The sequence below is a fragment of the Kitasatospora sp. NPDC088351 genome (assembly GCF_040685575.1).
Lineage (GTDB): Bacteria > Actinomycetota > Actinomycetes > Streptomycetales > Streptomycetaceae > Kitasatospora.
The window spans coordinates 1-17,291 of the sequence record NZ_JBFBIL010000012.1 but is presented as its reverse complement, the minus strand read 5'-3'; the positions used below and the strand labels follow the sequence as shown (position 1 = coordinate 17,291).

Annotated in this window: 17 protein-coding genes and 2 pseudogenes; 10 read left to right on the top strand and 9 right to left on the bottom strand. The window is 69.8% G+C overall.

Translation table 11 applies throughout. The features are described from left to right. Nucleotides 1-200 precede the first annotated feature (200 nt). The gene (locus tag AB0P06_RS12040; protein WP_363607056.1) at nt 201-2,273 is read left to right on the top strand and encodes an MFS transporter; all 2,073 of its coding nucleotides are present in this window, start codon (nt 201-203) and stop codon (nt 2,271-2,273) included. 86 nt (nt 2,274-2,359) lie between these two features. Beyond that, complete coding sequence (locus AB0P06_RS12035; protein WP_363607055.1) at nt 2,360-3,604, top strand: MFS transporter; 1,245 nt, start codon at nt 2,360-2,362, stop codon at nt 3,602-3,604. A 57-nt stretch (nt 3,605-3,661) separates the two neighbouring features. Here AB0P06_RS12035 and AB0P06_RS12030 read toward each other — a convergent pair whose 3' ends face one another. After that, entirely contained in the window at nt 3,662-4,567 is a 906-nt protein-coding gene (locus AB0P06_RS12030; RefSeq protein ID WP_363607054.1) for a LysR family transcriptional regulator, read from the bottom strand. A 118-nt stretch (nt 4,568-4,685) separates the two neighbouring features. Continuing rightward, nucleotides 4,686-5,185 (bottom strand): annotated as a pseudogene (locus tag AB0P06_RS12025) (MarR family winged helix-turn-helix transcriptional regulator). Nucleotides 5,186-5,222: 37 nt separating this feature from the next. Between AB0P06_RS12025 and AB0P06_RS12020 the strand changes: the two are divergent. Further along, complete coding sequence (locus AB0P06_RS12020; protein WP_363607052.1) at nt 5,223-5,633, top strand: cupin domain-containing protein; 411 nt, start codon at nt 5,223-5,225, stop codon at nt 5,631-5,633. Nucleotides 5,634-5,761: 128 nt separating this feature from the next. On the opposite strand, the gene AB0P06_RS12015 is transcribed toward AB0P06_RS12020, so the two are convergent. Continuing rightward, entirely contained in the window at nt 5,762-6,697 is a 936-nt protein-coding gene (locus AB0P06_RS12015) for a LysR family transcriptional regulator (RefSeq protein ID WP_363607050.1), read from the bottom strand. A gap of 135 nt (nt 6,698-6,832) precedes the next feature. Here AB0P06_RS12015 and AB0P06_RS12010 point away from each other — a divergent pair, with 135 nt between their 5' ends. Beyond that, nucleotides 6,833-8,119: an MFS transporter gene (locus AB0P06_RS12010; RefSeq protein WP_363607049.1), complete on the top strand. Its 1,287-nt coding sequence runs from the start codon at nt 6,833-6,835 to the stop codon at nt 8,117-8,119. A 62-nt stretch (nt 8,120-8,181) separates the two neighbouring features. Here the strand turns inward: AB0P06_RS12010 and AB0P06_RS12005 are convergent, their stop codons facing one another. Together AB0P06_RS12005 and AB0P06_RS12000 are read right to left on the bottom strand one after the other, a co-directional pair. Next, nucleotides 8,182-9,117, bottom strand: coding sequence for a phosphotransferase (locus AB0P06_RS12005; protein ID WP_363607048.1), 936 nt, complete (start codon nt 9,115-9,117; stop codon nt 8,182-8,184). A gap of 528 nt (nt 9,118-9,645) precedes the next feature. Next, on the bottom strand, nt 9,646-10,488 hold the full coding sequence (locus AB0P06_RS12000) for a helix-turn-helix transcriptional regulator (RefSeq protein WP_363607047.1): 843 nt from the start codon (nt 10,486-10,488) through the stop codon (nt 9,646-9,648). Nucleotides 10,489-10,818: 330 nt separating this feature from the next. On the opposite strand from AB0P06_RS12000, the gene AB0P06_RS11995 reads away from it, so the two are divergent. Beyond that, entirely contained in the window at nt 10,819-11,145 is a 327-nt protein-coding gene (locus AB0P06_RS11995; protein ID WP_363607045.1) for an antibiotic biosynthesis monooxygenase, read from the top strand. A gap of 5 nt (nt 11,146-11,150) precedes the next feature. Here AB0P06_RS11995 and AB0P06_RS11990 read toward each other — a convergent pair whose 3' ends face one another. Beyond that, nucleotides 11,151-11,342 (bottom strand): hypothetical protein, encoded by a 192-nt coding sequence (locus tag AB0P06_RS11990; RefSeq protein WP_363607043.1) that lies wholly within the window; start codon nt 11,340-11,342, stop codon nt 11,151-11,153. Next, nucleotides 11,339-12,358, bottom strand: a complete 1,020-nt coding sequence (locus AB0P06_RS11985; RefSeq protein WP_363607041.1) for a CocE/NonD family hydrolase — start codon at nt 12,356-12,358, stop codon at nt 11,339-11,341. The genes AB0P06_RS11990 and AB0P06_RS11985 overlap by 4 nt, the downstream gene beginning before the upstream one ends. Before the next feature lie 68 nt (nt 12,359-12,426). Between AB0P06_RS11985 and AB0P06_RS11980 the strand changes: the two genes are divergently transcribed. After that, the gene (locus AB0P06_RS11980) at nt 12,427-13,272 is read left to right on the top strand and encodes a PaaX family transcriptional regulator C-terminal domain-containing protein (protein WP_363607039.1); all 846 of its coding nucleotides are present in this window, start codon (nt 12,427-12,429) and stop codon (nt 13,270-13,272) included. A gap of 408 nt (nt 13,273-13,680) precedes the next feature. After that, nucleotides 13,681-14,172, top strand: a pseudogene (locus AB0P06_RS11975) (YrhB domain-containing protein); the annotation flags it as partial. Between the two features lie 285 nt (nt 14,173-14,457). On the opposite strand, the gene AB0P06_RS11970 reads toward AB0P06_RS11975, so the two are convergent. After that, nucleotides 14,458-14,811: a hypothetical protein gene (locus tag AB0P06_RS11970; protein WP_363607038.1), complete on the bottom strand. Its 354-nt coding sequence runs from the start codon at nt 14,809-14,811 to the stop codon at nt 14,458-14,460. A gap of 187 nt (nt 14,812-14,998) precedes the next feature. Here AB0P06_RS11970 and AB0P06_RS11965 point away from each other — a divergent pair, with 187 nt between their 5' ends. Both AB0P06_RS11965 and AB0P06_RS11960 read left to right on the top strand, forming a co-directional pair. Beyond that, nucleotides 14,999-15,850: a helix-turn-helix transcriptional regulator gene (locus AB0P06_RS11965; protein ID WP_363607036.1), complete on the top strand. Its 852-nt coding sequence runs from the start codon at nt 14,999-15,001 to the stop codon at nt 15,848-15,850. A gap of 13 nt (nt 15,851-15,863) precedes the next feature. Then, complete coding sequence (locus tag AB0P06_RS11960; RefSeq protein ID WP_363607034.1) at nt 15,864-16,061, top strand: DUF397 domain-containing protein; 198 nt, start codon at nt 15,864-15,866, stop codon at nt 16,059-16,061. Nucleotides 16,062-16,257: 196 nt separating this feature from the next. Here AB0P06_RS11960 and AB0P06_RS11955 read toward each other — a convergent pair whose 3' ends face one another. Next, a complete protein-coding gene (locus AB0P06_RS11955) occupies nt 16,258-16,566 on the bottom strand; it encodes a hypothetical protein (RefSeq protein ID WP_363607032.1) in 309 nt (102 codons plus the stop codon). A gap of 438 nt (nt 16,567-17,004) precedes the next feature. On the opposite strand from AB0P06_RS11955, the gene AB0P06_RS11950 reads away from it, so the two are divergent. Next, nucleotides 17,005-17,291, top strand: a 287-nt coding sequence (locus AB0P06_RS11950; RefSeq protein ID WP_363607030.1) for a helix-turn-helix domain-containing protein, incomplete at its 3' end; no start/stop codon positions are given.

The window sequence follows — 17,291 nt, the reverse complement described above, 5'->3', positions numbered from 1 at the left end:
GGTGTTGTGCCGGTTGGTGGCGGTTGGGGAGCCGGTGAACGGGGCGGGGCTCGGGGCCGGGCCCGCGACCGGCCGTCGTTCTTGCGTTCGGCTCAATCGAATGCCGCATATCCGGGCATTTCTGACAGCATGGTGAGCCGGGAGTGATCATTCGCACGGCCCCCGGCCCGGCCGGGGGCCGCGACCCCTACGGAGACGCCATGACGGATCCGACCGCGGCGTCCGACCGCGGCCCGGCGCACCAGCCGGGGCCGCCGGAGGTCACCGCCCCCAACCTCTGGGTCCCGATCGGGGCCCTGCTGCTGGCGATGCTGCTCGCGGCGCTCGACCAGACCATCGTCTCCACGGCGCTGCCGACCATCGTCAGCGACCTCGGAGGTCTGGAACACCTCTCCTGGGTCGTCACCGCCTATCTGCTGGCCTCGACGGCGGCCACCCCGCTCTGGGGCAAGCTCGGCGACATGTACGGCCGGAAGCGCTTCTTCCAGGCCTCGATCGTGATCTTCCTGCTGGGCTCGGTGCTCTGCGGCATCGCCCAGAGCATGGGCGAGCTGATCGCCTTCCGCGCCCTCCAGGGCCTCGGTGGCGGCGGGCTGATGGTGCTCTCCCAGGCCATCGTCGGCGACCTGGTCTCACCCCGGGACCGCGGCAAGTACCAGGGCCTCTTCGGGGCCGTCTTCGGCGTCACCAGCGTGCTCGGGCCGCTGCTCGGCGGCGTCTTCGTGGACAACCTCAGCTGGCGCTGGGTCTTCTACATCAACCTGCCGGTCGGGGCGGTCGCCCTGGTGGTGATCGCCTCGGTGCTGCACGGGCAGGAGGTGAAGCGGAAGCACCGGATCGACTACCTGGGGACCGTGCTGATCGCCTCGGTGGCCACCTGCCTGGTCCTGATGACCTCACTCGGCGGCACCACCTGGCCCTGGCGCTCCTGGCAGATCATCGGGCTGGGCGTGCTCGGCGTGGTCCTGCTGGTCGCCTTCGTCGCGGTCGAGCGGGCGGCCGCCGAGCCGGTGCTGCCGCTACGGCTGTTCCGCTCGCGGACGTTCAGCCTGGTCGCCGTCATCTCCTTCGTGGTCGGCTTCGCGATGTTCGGCGCGCTCACCTATCTGCCGACCTTCCTCCAGGTGGTCATGCAGGTCTCGCCGACCTTCTCCGGCATCCACATGCTGCCGATGGTGCTCGGCATGCTGGTCACCTCGATCGGCGCCGGCCAGATCGTCGCCCGCACCGGCCGCTACCGGGTCTTCCCGATCGCCGGGACGGCCGTCACCACCGTCGGCCTGCTGCTGCTGTCCCGGATGGACGAGCACAGCAGCACCACCGAGATGAGCTTCTACTTCCTGGTCTTCGGCCTCGGGCTGGGCCTGGTGATGCAGGTCCTGGTGCTGATCGTGCAGAACTCCGTCGGCTACCAGGACCTCGGGGTGGCCACCGCCGGGGCCACCTTCTTCCGTTCCATCGGGGCGTCGTTCGGCGTCTCCGTCTTCGGCACGATCTTCGCCAGCGGGCTGGGCAGCCGGCTGGCCGACGCCCTGGCGGGGGTGGCGCTGCCGCCCGGCTTCAACCCCGCTGTCGTCACCGCCGATCCCCGCGTGGTCGGTACCCTGCCGCCGGCCGTGCAGGCCGCGGTCCACCACGCGTACGCCGAGTCGATCACCCGGGTCTTCCTCTACGCGGTGCCGGTCGCGCTGGTCGCCTTCGTGCTCTCGCTCTTCCTGCGCGAACAGAAGCTGCGCTCCACCGTCACCGCGCCCGACCTCGGCGAGTCGATCGGCGTCAACCCGGTGGAGCGGTCCTCGCTGGACGAGATCGCCCGCGCGCTCTCGGTGCTGAACACCCGGGAGGCCCGGCGCGACCTGTTCCGGCGGATCACCGCGACCGCCGGGCTCGACCTCGGACCGGCCTCCAGCTGGCTGCTGCTGCAGATGCACCACCAGGGTTCGGTCGAGCCCGCCGAACTCGCCGAGCGCCGGATCGTCCCGATCTCGGTGATCGAGGAGGCCGTGCGGGAGGTGGAGAGCCGGGGCCTGGCGGCCCGCACCGGCGGTCTGCCGCTGCGGCTGACCGAGCCGGGCGAGGAGACGGCGCTCCGGCTGGTCGCGGCCCGCCGGACCCAGCTCTGCGAACTCCTCGGCGACTGGGACGACAAGCAGCACGCCGACCTCGCCGACCTGCTCACCCGGCTCAGCTCCGCGCTCTGCGCCGACCAACGGGACCGGCCCGACCGCAGCGGCCCGGAGCACCCGTACCACGGGGAGGGGCGGTCGTTCTAGGGCTTGCCGTCATTGATTAGCGGGGCTAATCGCCTGTTGAGGAGATCGATCTTGTTCCGCCCCGAAAGGGGTGGTGAGCTGGCTTTATGAGAAATGCGAAAACTCCGGCATACGGGACGGCGGACGGCGTCGAGTACCACTGGTCGCCGGTCATCGCCGTGGCGCTGAGCACATTCACGGTGGTGTCTTCCGAAATGATGCCGGTAGGCCTGCTGACCCCCATCTCGGACACGCTTTCCGTGTCCGACGGTGTTACCGGCCTTTCCCTCACGATCACCGGGCTCATCGCCGCGGCCGTGTCTCCCTTCGTGCCGGCGCTCATCGGACGCCGTGACCGCAAGAGGGTGCTCGTGGCCTTCATGACTCTGCTGTCCCTGGCGAACGCGCTGACCGCGGTCGCGCCCGGTTTCCCGGTGCTGGCCTTCGCCCGGACGGTCCTCGGCATTTCGATGGGGGTGGTCTGGGGGCTTGCCGCGGGGCTGGGCCCGAGACTTGCCGACGGGCCCCGAACGGCGCCGGCCACCACGATCATTTTCTCGGGCGTCTCGATCGCCTCGGTTCTCGGCGTTCCCCTGGGGACGTACATCGCGGCGTTCCTGGGCTGGCGTGCCGCGTTCTGGGCACTCGCGCTCCTCGGCACGGTCGTCGTCGCCGTCCTCGTCCGTACGCTTCCGGCGCTTCCGGTTCACGAGCGGAGCAGGCTCGACGGAATCGTCGACGCGCTGAGGAACCGCGGTGTCGCCGCGGGGCTCGCGATCACGGCACTGGTGGTGTTCGGCCACTTCACCGGCTACACGTACGTCCGCCCGGTTCTCGAGACGGACGCGGGCCTGAGCGCCGGCCTGATCGCGGTCTGCCTGCTGGTCTACGGCCTGGCCGGCGTCGTCGGCAACTTCACTCTCGGCCCCTTGGCGGGCCGGTACCCGAAGGGGGCCGTGGCGAGCGCGCTGGCCGGCGTGGTGACGGCCGCGCTGCTGCTGCCGTTCGCGGTCGCGGGCGCCGTCACGGTGCTGTTGGTGCTGGTCGTCTGGGGCGTTTCGTACGGTGGGGTCTCGGTGTCGACGCAGACCTGGGTCCGCACGGCCGACCCGGCGCGCATCGAGGCGTCGGCCGCGCTGTGGGCCGGGGTGTTCAACGCGAGCATCGCTCTTGGCGCGTTCGCGGGCGGGCTCGTCATCGACAATGCGGGAGACCGGGCCGTCATGTTCTCGACGGGGTCGATCACGCTGGTCGGGCTGATCGTCGCGGTCGCGTCACGGCCGCGACCGACGGCGCCGTGCCCTTCGCGCTCCCGGAGGGAGAGGCCGGCTGCCGCCGACTGCGCGGGCTGAGCCCGCGATGCCCTCCGGGTGCGGGCGAGCCGCAACCCGGAGGCTCCACCGCCTTTCTCAGCCCACGCTCTTTCCCAGAAGCTCCGCGAACCTGTCGGCCAGGCCGTGCTGCTTCCGTTCGTTTCGCAGCACGAGCAGCGTCGTCGGCTCCAGGTCGGGAGCCGGCAGGTAGCGGATGTCCGGCCGCGGGACGTACCTCGTGCTCGCTTCGCACAGCAGAAGACCGAGACGTGTGCTGGCCACGGTCGAGAGCCCCTCCTGGATCGTCCCCGCGGTCGCCGGGTAGGTCAGCTCATGCCCGCTTCGCGTCTTCCTCGGCGCGTTCACCTGGCGCCAGTAGTCGGGCGCGGGGCCGAGCGGCTCGATCAGGCCCAGCTCGGACAGCTCGTGGGCGGAGACCTGTGACCCGCGAGCCAGCCGGTGTGTGCTGGAGAGGGCGACGTACATCGGCTGCCGCGAGAACTCCAGCATGCTGCGGAGGCCTTTCTCGAGGCAGGGTGAAAGAACGATGGCCACATCGATCTCTCCCCGGAGCAGGTGTGTGAACGGGTCTCCCCAGGCGAGCTCGACGAGTTGCGCGGCGCCCTCGGGGAGGTTCGCGATCACCTTGGCGACCGGCTCGTACACCGCGCACTGGAAACCCACCCGGATGGGGCGGTCCGCCGCGACGGCGCTGGCGCGGGCGGCGTCGAAACCCTCGCGAAGCCGGTCGAAGGCCGGGACGACCTGATCCGCCAATTCCCGCCCCAGGGTGGTCGGCTCGACGCGACGGCTGGTGCGTTCGAACAGCGGGGCGCCCACCCGGCTTTCCAGGCGCTTTATCAGCTGGGAGACCCGCCCCTGGGAAATGCCGAGCGTTTCGGCGGTGCGGCCGAAATGAAGATGGTGGACCAGGACGGAAAAGCACTCAAGTTCCCGTAGCGGAAGCTCCGGGATCGGTAGCGATGGGTTTATGTGATCCACCTCCACAGTCTACGTCGACGCCTTACCGCGCTCTGCTCGCATGCGTCCCGGGTCCGCTCCGGTGTTACAGCCGATCTCTCTCATGTTCTTCCCTTTGCGGGTGAACTCCGGTCTTTCCTCAAGGGCCGCCGAACCAGCGCGGGGTGTCGAGCCGGAACGGGTTGCCGGGGGCGAGCGTGCGCAGACCGGACTCCAGGGCGCGCAGTTGCTCCTCGCCGAGCATGTCGGCCCACTCGGCGCGCAGTTCGTCGAAGATCCGCGCCGAACGGACCAGGCAGTCGACGCCGCGCGCGGTCAGCCGGACCACCTTGCGCCGGGCGTCGCCGGGGTCGGAGCCGCGCTCGACGTAGCCGAGCTGTTCGAGCTGTTCGACGGTCTTTCCGGCGGCCTGCTTGGAGACGCCGAGCCGGCGGCCGAGTTCGACGGCGGTGGTGCCGTCCGGGCCGATCGCCTGGAAGACGAAGCCGTGCATCGGCCGCAGGTCGGGGTGGCCCTCGCGGGCGATCCGCTCGTGCAGCTCATCGATGATCATCCGGAACGCGAGCAGCAGGCGCAGTGGCAGCTCGAAGCCCGGGGGAGCGGGTTCGCTTGACATTGATAGACAACCTCATTGACCATATAGACAACTCGATTGTCCATCTTAGGGGGCACCCGCATGTCTGTCGTCCGCCGCACCGAAACCCGCCGCACCGAGACCCCCAACGGGGTGATGACCACCTTCGCCTCGCCCACCCAGGGCGGCACCGGCCTGTCGATGTGGCACGTCGAGATGGCCCCGGGCCGCCAGGGCCCGCCGCACGCCGCCGACGCCGAGCAGATCTGGACCTTCCTGACCGGCGGCGCCACCGTCGACCTCGCCGGTGACGTGCTCACCGTCGGCCCCGGCGACACCCTCGTCCTGCCCGCCGGTCTGGCCCGCCGGGTGGCCACCGACACCGGCTTCACCGCCGTCGCGGTCGCCCCGGCGCCGTGCCGCGTCTACAACCCGGACCAGGTGACCCCGGAGCACGCCTGCGAGCTGGCGCCGAAGGCCGCCGAGCGGATCGTTCCGCCGTGGATGGCCTGAACCGTCGTGGCCGGACGGGCGGTTCGCCCAGCCGGTCGCGACGGTCCGGGCGGCGGTTCAGATCGCTGGTCGGCCGCCGGTGTCGATGACCGTCGTGCCGGCCGCGATGCTCGAAGGTGCGGCGGCGTTCAGCGTGGAATCACCCAGCCCGGTGTCCAGGTCCCGGCGGCGTCGTGGCCGGCCGCTGCGGCGGCGAGGTGGGCGCGGAGGGTGGCCAGCGCCGGGTGGGGGTTGTCGCGGTGCCAGAGGAGCGAGTGGGGGTAGACGGGCGTCGGGTCGGTCACCGGGATGCGGCGCAGGCCGTGGTCGGCGGGCCAGATGAGGCGGGTGTGCTCGCCCATGAACGTGGCCAGGGCCGGGGTGTCGGCGATGGTGTCCAGGAGTGCGTCGGAGCCGAAGTTGGGGCCGGTCGCCTCGATGGTGAGGCCGAACTCGGCGACGAGGTCGTCGTAGTAGGCGGTCCACTCGGTACCGGGGACGATGCCGGGCATCCAGATCCGGTGCCCGGCGAGCTGGGCGAGGGGCACCGACCGGGCGCCCGCCAGCGCGTGGGCCGGGCCGGTGAGGAGCTGGAGCGGTTCGTCGAGGACCCGGACGGACTCGATGTCCGGGGGAAGGGGCCGGCCGGGTGCGGCGACGGCGCGGAAGGACGCGTCGATCGCACCGGACCGGATGGCGGCGACGGCCGTCTCGATGTCGAACAGCATCACCACGTCGAGCTCGATGTCGGGGTGCGCGCGGTGGAAGCCGCGCATCAGGCCCGACTGCGCGCTGCGCGAGGCGATCACGTCGACGCGCAGTGGACGGTGGCCGGTGCGTACGGACGTGGCCGCGCGCTCGGCGACGCGTAGCAGCTCGCGCGCGTGGGGCAGGAACGCCTGCCCGTCGATGGTGAGTTCGGCGCCGCGCGCGGTGCGGGTGAACAGCCGAACGCCGAGGTTGCGCTCCAGCGCGGCGATGCGCTTGGAGACGGCCTGCTGGGTGACCGCCAGCTCGGCGGCGGCCTCCTGGAACTGCCCCGCGTCGGCGGCGGCGACGAAGGTCCGGACGGTGTCGAGGTCCATGCTGACACCCTATGGGTACAACCGCTGGTTGTGGCCAGGCGGTCCTGCGGTTGTTTGATCCCCGGGTGTGGTGCTCGCTTTGATGCTTCCGATCGCGGATCGGTTGTGCGGGTGAGTGGCGAGAGGGCGGCAGGCATGAGGAGCGGGCACCGGCTGGGACATCTGTGGGGACATCTGCTCGGACACCGGCTGGGGCGGCGGTTCGGGTGGCTCTGGGGAGCGTACGGGACCAGCGCGCTCGGCACGTGGCTCGCCTTCGGCGCGTTCCCGCTGATCGCCATCCAGGTGCTGCACGCCGGACCGGCCGAGGTCGCCGCGCTCTCCTCCGTGGGGGCCGCGGCGGGCGCGGCCGTGGCGGTGCCGCTCGGCCCGTGGGTGGAGTTCCGCCGCAAACGGCCGGTGCTGATCGCGATGGACCTGGTGCGGTTCGCGGCGCTGCTGACGATCCCCGCCGCGTTCGCGCTCGGCGCGCTCACCTTCCTTCAGCTCCTGCTGGTCTCGGTCGTCGTCGCGGCGGCCGACATCGCCTTCCGCGCCGCCTCCGGCGCGTACCTGAAGACGCTGCTGCCGGCCGAGGACCTGCTCGTCGCCAACGCCCGATTCGAGTCCACGGCCTGGACGACCACGATCATCGGACCACCACTGGGCGGCGCCGCGATCGGGCTCCTCGGTCCGGTGGCGACGGTGGTGGCCGACGCGGCCAGCTACCTGCTCTCGGCCCTGGGCATCCGCGCGATGGGCGGGCACGAGCCCCGGCCCGAGCGCCGGGAGGCCGCGCGCATGCGGGCCGGGGACCTGCTCGACGGCTGGCGGTACATCCTCGCCGACGCGACGCTGCGCCCGCTGTTCTTCAACACCGCCCTGTTCAACGGCCTGGTGATGGCCACCCAGCCGCTGCTGGCCGTCCTGATGCTCGACCGACTCGACTTCGCACCGTGGCAGTACGGCCTGGCCTTCGCCGCGCCCTCGATCGGCGGGCTGCTCGGCTCACGGCTGGCCCGGCCGCTCGTCACCCGGTTCGGGCAGCACCAGGTCCTGGTCGTGGTCGGGACGCTGCGCGCGATCTGGCCCGTCGGCCTGGCCTTCATCGGGCCGGGCACCGGAGGGCTGCTGCTGGTGATGGGCGTCGAGCTCGGGCTCATCTTCTGCTGCGGGGTCTTCAACCCCGTCCACGCCACCTACCGTCTCCAGCGCACCGCGACCGACCGGGTCGCCCGCACGCTGTCCGCCTGGGCGGTGACGGCCAAGGCCTCGACCGCGCTCCTGACGGTCCTCTGGGGCGTGCTGGGCGCCCTGCTCGGCCTTCGTACGGCCATCGGCCTGGCCGGCGTGCTCCTGCTGGCGACTCCGCTGCTGCTTCCTCGCCGCGCGGCAGCGGATCTCTCCGAGCCGGAGCCGGCGCCGGCGCCGAGCCGCGCCTGACGGGCCGCCGGGGCGCAGTAGCAGACTGCTTGCCGGAAGACCTCGGGGCCGGTCCGGGGTGGCTACCTGAGCCGGTGGCGCAGCCAGGCAAGCCCGTGGCCGCTCAGCGCGTCCCACTGCCGGCCGGGGGCCTCGACGGCGCGCAGGGTCCGCATTCCGGTGAGGATCGTGCCGAAGGCGGTCACGGCCCAGGGGGAGGCCTCATGCCACATGGGCACGCCGTCGGCCCATTGCTCGGCTTCCTCGGGCGTGTGTCCGGCCTCGATCAGCCGGATGACCATGTACGCCGTGTCGACCCAGGCGGCGCCGGGGGCGGGGAACGCCCAGTCGACGACGTGTACGGAGTCGCCGTCCACCAGGAGGTTGGGGCCGGTCAGGTCGGTGTGCACCAGGGTCCTGCCGTCGACCAGACCGGGTGCTTCCCGTTCGGCCAGGATCAGCCTCTCCAGCCGTTCCATGGTCCACGGGTCGAGCCGGTCGCGGTGCCGGCCGCCGAGCTTGTGCCAGAAGTCCTGATCGGACCACCTCTTGGCCAGGCTGAACGTCCGCAGGGGAGGGGCCGGGGTCAGCGTCTCGGCGAGCGTTTCCAGCGTCCGGGCGACCATCGGCAGGTCGGCCGACCCCGGTGAGAGGTCTGCGTGCCTGCCGGGAACGCACTCGAATCCGAGGGCCAGCCATCCGCCGGCCTCGACCTTCCACAGCATGCGGGGGGCGATGCCCGGGGGGAGGGCGGTGTTCACGACCGACTCACGCCGGTGCATCCATGCCAGGGGGTTGTCGTCCCGGACGGCCTTGCAGAACACCTGCCCGCCGGTCGTCTCCAGTGTGGCGGCGAAGTCGGACACGGTTCCGGCTGTTGGCGGTACGGCGCAAGTCACCGTGCCGGTCTGCCCTTCGATGCTCGCGCGCAACTCGTCCGGCAGGTCGTTCCAGGTGTAACCCATCGTCGGGTCCTTCGGGGTCGGGCCGGTGATCCGTTCCGTGCTGATCGAAGTCACGCGGACTCTCCTAGCTCTTGTTCGGTCCCAACCAGCATGTGTGAGAGGGGATTTCACAACCGCGCATCTGTGGCCGGCTCGCCGCAGGCGGGAACCTGTGGGCGGTCCCGAATGTCACTCATTCGGCACCGTCCGGGTTCAGGCACTTCCCCGACTCGGCATGGCGTCGGCGCAGTACCCGTACGTCCGTCAGCGCCGAGTGATTGCACCCTTCCGGGTCCTGAAGGGCTTCCTGCGCCATGTCGTCCAGCCGCAGGCACGTTGGGCACACGTCGGCGTCCGGGGCGGGCTGCCTCAGCCCGATCTCACGAAGCGGCATGACCGACCGCCTTCCGGCTCTGCTTCCGGTCGGCAGTGCTGACCCTTCCGGGGTACGGACCAGCCGCCCACTGCTGTGAATTGGTGGTCATGGCTCAACTCCCGCGCCGATCGACGTCATCGGTCAGCACGTTAAGCGCACGAGAATTGCTGACGGGGCGCGTGATTCTCGAATATTCCAGTGCTCACGGTCGAGGCGCGTGAGGATTCTCAGCAGGCTCCGAGTGCCCTACGGCACCGGGTAATGACCTTGTGGGCATCCGCGCCGTAGACGGCTGCGCCGGCCAACGTCTCCCACACCCGCAGGTACAGCGCCACGTTGTCCTGTTGGTCCAACCACAGCTCTGCGTGCCAGTCCTCGACAATGACGAGCCGTTCGTCATGAATCCAAAATCCGTTGGCAGGAGGCAACTTGAGCGAAGCTTCGAACGGCACAATGCCCAGGGAGACGGTGTCCAGCCCGATCACGCCGCTGAGCCGGTCAAGTTGCGCGACCATCACGGCCGGTGGGCAGACCAGAGCGCGCAGCGCGGACTCCCACATGATGATGCGGTACTGCTTGCCCGGCTGGTACAAGCTCTCCTGCCGTCGGACCCGGGCCCGTACGGCGTCCTCGACATCGCGCGGCGACTGGTGGAGGTCGACGTACGCGCTGAAGATGTGCCGGGCGTAGTCGGGTGTCTGGAGCATGCCGACGATCATGGAACTTTGCCACGCGCGCAGGACAGCCGAACGGTCGTTCTCGGCGGTCAGCGTGTCCTGCACCGGCTTGTGCCCGGCGGCCAACTGCCGCCGCCAGGAGCGGGACCCTGACTCGAAGGCCCGCAGCCTGGCAGCCAACTCGGCTGCCACGTGGGGTTGTCCGACGCCCTCGGCCCAGGCCTTGAGGTCGTCGTGGGTGGCCGTCTGCCGACCGGTCTCCAGCTTGCTGACCTTGGACTGCGTCCAGTCCAGACGCTCGGCCAGTTGCCGACCTGTGAGATCGCCCTCGGCACGCAGCTCGCGGAGCCGCAGACCGAGGGCGATTCTGGCTTGCTGGAAGTCGGTGCTCACATGCCGGACGGTACCTCAGCGCCGAACTCGCGGTGCGGAGTGGCGAAGTGCCAGGCAGCGTCCCGCATATTCTCCCGGCACAACCGAAAGTCCCCGCCCGGCCCGGTGAAGGGCCAGACGGGGCAGAGGGCGCCACAACCGGGGAGCTCACAGGTCGACGGTCACCACCGGCGGGCCGTCCTCGTTGCGGAGGCGACGCCGGGAGCACCGCGGGCGATGGTTTCGAGTGGTTCGAGCTGCTGCGTCCGCGACAGATTCGTTGATGCACCTCTGAGGTGTCGGAACCGCCGGGTCCGCACCGGGCGTTGACCTTTGAGGCAGGATAGGGCCATGAGCGTAGTCAAGATCAATGTACTGGCCGTCCCCGCCGAGCAGCGCGAGGTGCTGGAGAAGCGGTTCGCCTCGCGGGCCGGTGCGGTGGAGAGCTCCGACGGCTTCGAGTGGTTCGAGCTCCTCCGCCCGGTTGAAGGCACTGACAACTACCTCGTCTACACGCGGTGGCGCGACGAGGAGTCGTTCCAGGCCTGGATGGAGGGCCCGATGAAGGCGGCGCACCAGGGCACCGGGGAGGGGGGCGAGCGGCCCAAGCCCGCAGCCTCCGGCTCTACCGTCTGGTCCTTCGATGTCGTCCAGCAGGCTGGGCCCAAGAGCGCCTAGCCGGCTCATGAAGATCTTGTCGAGGGGCTGTCCGGCGGTAGGCCGGGCGGCCCCTTCGGCTGTGCGGTGGCCGGGGTGAGGTGCCGGGCGTCGCTGGTGCGGGTGAGTTCGGGATCGATCGGCGTTCGCGGGTTGAGGGCGGCGGCCCGGCCCATCGTGCCCGGTCCGCCGCCCTTCACCTCCGGCTGTCCTTTCACCGGCCGATCGCGGCCACGAAGTGCCGCTGTTCGTCGAGGTAACCCGGGCTGAAGAGCGAGCGCGGTGCGGCGATCGCGAGGAAGGTGCTTCTGAGCTCCGAGTCCTCGATCGCCTCGGGGACGATGTTGTGGGTCGCGTCGGGGTGGCGCTTGACCTGGAGCTGGCCGGGGGTGGTGAGGATCCGGCGGTAGTGGGCCTCGGTGTCGTCGCTGTCGACGTTGACGTCGCGCCCGCCGAGGATCAGGAGGACCGGTACCCGGACCGCGGAGAGGTCCTCGGTGACGTCCGAGGTGTGGTTGCGGCGGTTGAACTCCCACCGGTCGGGGGTGAGGCCGGTGACGTCGCCGCCGGCGGCCTGGTACTGCTCGAAGGTCCGGCCGGTTCGCAGCGCGTCGAGGGTCCGGTCGCTCCTGGCGATCGCCGCCTCGGTCTCGGCCGGGGTGGCGTGTCGCTTCTTGAGCTCGGCGAGCAGGTTGTAGCGGCCTTGCTGAAGCCAGTTGACGGCGGGTGCGACGGCGATGACGAACTTGACGTCGGCGGACTGCCGCGCGGCCTTGGGCATCACCCAGCCGGCCTGGCTGGCGCCCCAGAGGCCGATCCTGGCGGGGTCGATGCCGGGCTGGGTCTTGGCCCAGCCGATGGCCGCGACGGTCTCGTCGGCCCGGTCCTGCATGCTCTGGTCCAGCCAGTTGCCGGGGGCGCCGTTGACGCCGGGCTTGTCCCAGGACAGCGAGGCGTAGCCGGCCTTGGCCATCGCCTCCCACATCGGTCGGTAGAAGGTGTCGTGGGTGGCGTTCTGCGCACCGTCGCCGTGCACGAAGACGACCAGGCCGACCGGGCCGTGGCCGCCGGTCGGGCGGGCGAGGACGCCGTTCAGCGGCTGCCTGCCGCCGGTGATCGTCACCCGCTCCTCCTTCAGGTCGTACTCGTTCTGGTACACGACCCAGCCGCCCGCGCCGAGCAGCAGGACCACCACGGTCAGCAGCGAACCCCAGAGCCACCAGCGTCTGCGCATCCTGCCGGCCACCAATCTATCAATCTCTGAACGACCGTATTCGATTCGATCGTACTATGATGATGACCATGCTGGAGATTCCGACCCGGGTGCTGGTGGAGGCGATGGTCCGCGCGGACGGGACCGTGGACTGCGGTGAGCTGTACGCCGTCGCGGGCCTGCTCGGCATGACCGATCAGCAGGTCCGCCTGACGATCAAGCGGCTCGCCGCCGACGGACGGTTCGTCCAGGAGGGGCGCGGGCGGCGGGCCGTCCTGCGGGCCACGGCCGAAACCCGGCGCACGATCGAGCCGACCGCCGGATACATCGCGCTGATGTACGCGCAGGACCGCGGCGAGGCCCCCTGGGACGGGATCTGGCACCTGGCCGGCTTCGCCGTCCCCGAACACGCCCGCCCCGCCCGGGACGCACTGCGCGAGGCGATCACCGGGCTGGGCGGCGCCCCGGTCCAGAACGGGCTGTACGTGTCGCCGCACGCCTGGGAGGAGCCGCTCAGGGCCGAGGCCGCCGCCCTTGGCGTCCTCGGCAACCTCACCCTCCTCACCAGCCGGGACCTGCACACCGGTGACGCCGACGACCCGCGCGCGCTCGCCCGGCGGTGGTGGCCGCTGGCGGAACTCGCCGAGGGGCACGAGCGGCTCGGCGCCCTGGCCGCCGACCGGCTCGCCAGGCTGGCCGCCCACCCGTCCGACACCGAGCAGCTCACCATCGCCATCGAACTCGCCGCCGCGTTCACCGAGGCCCTGGAACCGGACCCGCTCCTGCCCCCCGAACTCCTGCCGCAGCCCTGGCCGGGCACCGCGGCCCGTGCCCTCGTCGCCCGCTGCTGGGCGCTGCTGCTGGCCGACCGCCGGCCGGGCGCACCGCGCCTGTTCGACGTCTACGCCGACGTCGTCGAGGCGGTCACGGCCTGAGGCAAAACCAGCCCGCATGCGGCCTTCCGCCGCAGGTCGCGGTGCATCTGGCGGGGTGGGGCCCGAAGTGTTTCCGGAGCGGCCGTTCTCAGCCAGGCAGTTCGCGCGCTGCATCTCGATGTAGGTCGGGGTGCAGTAGGCCATGCCGAGCGCGTCATCGCCGTGTTCGTCGTCCGGTGTTGTGGCAAACTCGTGGGCCTCGTCGAACTTGGCCCGGCGGCCAGGGCCCGGATAGGCGGGGTAGCGCTGGGTGACCGTTGGGCGGCGCGGGCAAGTCCGACAGCCTGTTGTGTCTTGCGGCGGGCCGCAGTCTGATTGCCGAAACCCAATTGCGTCCGGGTGAATGATGAGTGGCATGGTCACCGAGGAACGTGCCGTCAAGCTGGTTGAGGCCCTGCTGTCGAAAAGCGCCAGGAGGCGCTGGCCAAGTACGGGAAGTCGCCGGAAGTTGTCGTCCTCAGCGTGGAGGAACACGCCCTGGGATGGCTGGTCGGCTGGCAGTCGGTGGAGTACATCCGTAGCCGCGACCCATTGAACATGCTGATAGGGAATGGCCCCTACCTGGTGGACCGGCAGGACGGGAGCATCCACCACATCCCCGTCGTCACGTTCGTGGTCGAGGACTGGGAGGAGCTCTACCTCTGGCAGGTCAAGGGCGTCAGGCCACCAGACCCTTTGATGGCCACCGTCCGGGCACTTCTGCAGGCTGACGGAACCGTGACCGCAATGCGCCACCTGCGTAAGCACGCCCCGGCCCTTGGACTGTCGGAGGCAAAGGAGTACGGCATGGTGATGCTCGATGGAGGAGACCCTCCGGAGGAACTGATGGACCTCACTCGCACCCCTGACGTGTGCTCGCCGCTGCGCATCGAGACACTTGCCGGACCACCGCAGCAGTAGCCCACCTACCGTGGCGCGGCCCTGGATTCGTTCGGGGGCGCGCTGTTTTGTGTTGCGCCAGGGAGTTGTTCGCGCGCCGTCTGTTCGGGTGATCCGGAGAGGGGATTATCTGGTTCCGGCGCTGGTGTTCGTCCGCCGCGTCTACGGTGATTCTTGCGGCCAATGGTGGTGTCACGCTGACCTGTTGGCGCAATCAATCTGATGAGCGGCGCCAAAAGATGGTCCTCGGCGGTGCGCCGATACCTCGGGGCCCGGCATCGACAGGTACGCCAGCAGGGCGAGGGGTCAAGCGGCTTGGGTCCGGTCCAGGGTGGCAGCGCCCGGTTGCGCGAGCCACACCAGTCTCGCGGTGATGCCCGGCTGCCCGGTGAACAGGTGCACGGCACGTTCGGGCGACGCGAGGGTCAACCGCGTTCGCCCGTCGACGCCGACCACGTACGTCGGCCCGTCACCGTTGGCGAGCCCCCAGGCCACGACCCATCCGTCGGTGCCCTCGCGGCCGTCGCCGTACACCTGGACGACGGCGAACAGTTGGGGCGCGGTGTCGAGCACGAGCCCGCACAGCTCCTGGTCGAAGGGCGCAGGCGTCGCCCACAGGCGGGTGGCCGGGCGGGGGTTTTGCGAGGGCGCGGCGGTCATGGAAGTCTCCTACGTGAAAGGGAGTTGGGCGCCGCGCCGCCGCTACTGCGGGCAGCGACAAGCCCTGACGCAGTATCAAAGTAGCCAGTAGGTAGCATGCAGTCCACCTTCTTTGGGGAATTCATAGCACCACCACTCCAAAGGGTGAACGGCGCCGGCCATGGCGAGCGAGGGAAGGAAACAGCGGATGCCGCCCAGCAAGGTTCCGCCGAGTATCCGGCAGCGGCGACTCGGCGCGGAGTTGCGCCGGCTGCGCGAGCGGGCAGGCCTGTCGGTCACGCGCGCCGGGGAGTTGCACGGCGCCACGCAGTCCCGGATCAGCAACATCGAGTCAGGGGGATACCCGGTGAGCGCGGACCGGGTACGGACCCTGTCACGCCTCTACGGCTGCTCGGACAACGCCCTGATCGACGAGCTGACCCATATGACCGGCGGCCGCACCCGGGGCTGGTGGGAGGAGTACCGCGAGATTCTCCCGTCCGGAGCACTTGACCTGGCCGAACTCGAACACCATGCACAATCGCTGAGGATCGCCTCCGCGATTCACATCCCTGGACTCCTCCAGACCCCGGAACACGCTCGCGCGCTCTTCCGGGACGGGGTTCCACCCCTTTCACCACCCGAGGTGGAGCATCTCGTCTCCCATCGCATCAAGCGACAGGCGGTGCTCTACGGTGACCGGCCCGTTCAGCTATCGGCCATCGTCCACGAGGCCGCCTTGCGAATGGAATTCGGCGGTCCAGAGGTCGCCCGTGGTCAGCTGGAACACCTCCTGACCATGAGCGAGAATCCTCACATCGACCTGCGGGTGATGCCGTTCGGCACCGGCAGCTATCCGGGCTCCGGCGCCGGCATTGTGTACTTCAGCGCCGCGATCCCACGGCTGGACACCGTTCAGCTCGATACGGACAGATCGGAGTTCATCGACACCGAGCCACAGCTGATCAAGTATCGGGCTGTGATGGATCGGATGGAGATGACTACGCTCAAGCCGGACGCCTCCCGCGACCTCATCCGCCGTATCGCCCAGAGCATCTGAGACAGGAACACCCATGGCCGTTCACGACTGGCAGAAATCCAGCTACAGTGCCGATGCCGCGAACTGCATCTACGTTGCAGCGACCCCCGATGGCACCATCAAGCTCCGCGAGAGCGACGACCCCGACACCGTCATCACCACCACCCCTGACAACCTCCGCGCCTTCGTGCTCGGCGTCAAGGCGGGCGAGTTCGACCACCTGGCAAGGTAATGCGGGCTCTTCTGCCGGACCTGGGGGTGTGATCAGGCGAGTGTGGTGGCGGGGCAGAAGATGATCAGCTCGCTGCTCAGCTCCTCGACGATCGCGTTCGGGACGGCGTCGTAGCGGCGCTGTTTTGTGTTGCGCCAGGATGTTTGCCGGTCCCGCGAGGCACCCCAGGCCGTTGGCTGCTCACCCGGATCGGGTATCAGGCCGCCTGCGGGCGCTTCCGCTGCTGGGGGCTCATGTACTCGACCGTGTCGAGTGTCTCGCCGTCCCCGGGTGTTGATGCCCGGTTGTGCCGCTTCTTCGGTACCGGTCCCTGCCGAGGGAGACGTACCCAGTGCACCCAGTCCGTGGGTGACGCGCCCACCACGTGGTTGTACTGCTTGCCCTCCGCAGGGAACACGGAGATCAACTCGGAGGGATGGGCCCAACCGGCTGCCACGGCGCGTTCGGCGTCGATGTGCTGGAGCAGCCACTGGGGAGCATCCAGCGGGATGGTCGTCTCGTCCATGGCCGCCAGCATGCCAGCTGAGCACAACCTACTGGTATCGATCGCTAGTTGGGGCCGGTGTTCGAGCAGTCGAACCCGCAACCGGCCAGCTGGCAGCGGCTCCGCTCTGTGGCCCTTCGGGGTGGTGCAGTTGGCCGGTCTGAAGGTTTGACCGGTTGCGGTGCCTGTGACGGCGCGCCCTCGGATTCGTCCGGGGGCGCGCTGTTTTGTGTTGCGCCAGGGGGGTTGTTCGCGCGCCGTCTGTTCGGGTGATCCGGAGAGGGGATTATCTGGTTCCGGCGCTGGTGTCCGTCCGCCGCGTCTACGGTGATCCTTGCGGCCAACGGTGGTGTCACGCCGACCTGTTGGCGCAATTAATCTGATGAGCAGTGCCAAAAGATGGTCCCCGGCGGTGCGCCAACACCCCGGGGCTCGGCACCAGGAGAAGTAGGGCTCCCTATGCAGATTCATCGTATCCCGAAGCATGCGCCCGGGTACACGATCCTCGACAACGGCCACGTCGTCCGGAAGCACTCGCTCAGCTGGGCGGCCCGAGGGCTGCTGAGTTACCTTCTCAGCCTTCCCGACGGGGCCCGGGAGGACGTGCGGACCCTGGCGGCGAAGAGTGTCGAGGGCCGAACGACCGTAGGCCGTGCGCTCCGTGAGCTGGAGCAGGCCGGCCACTACATCCGGCGGACCGAGCGGGACCCGCTGACGGGACAGGTGCGGACCACGGTGTCCGTCCA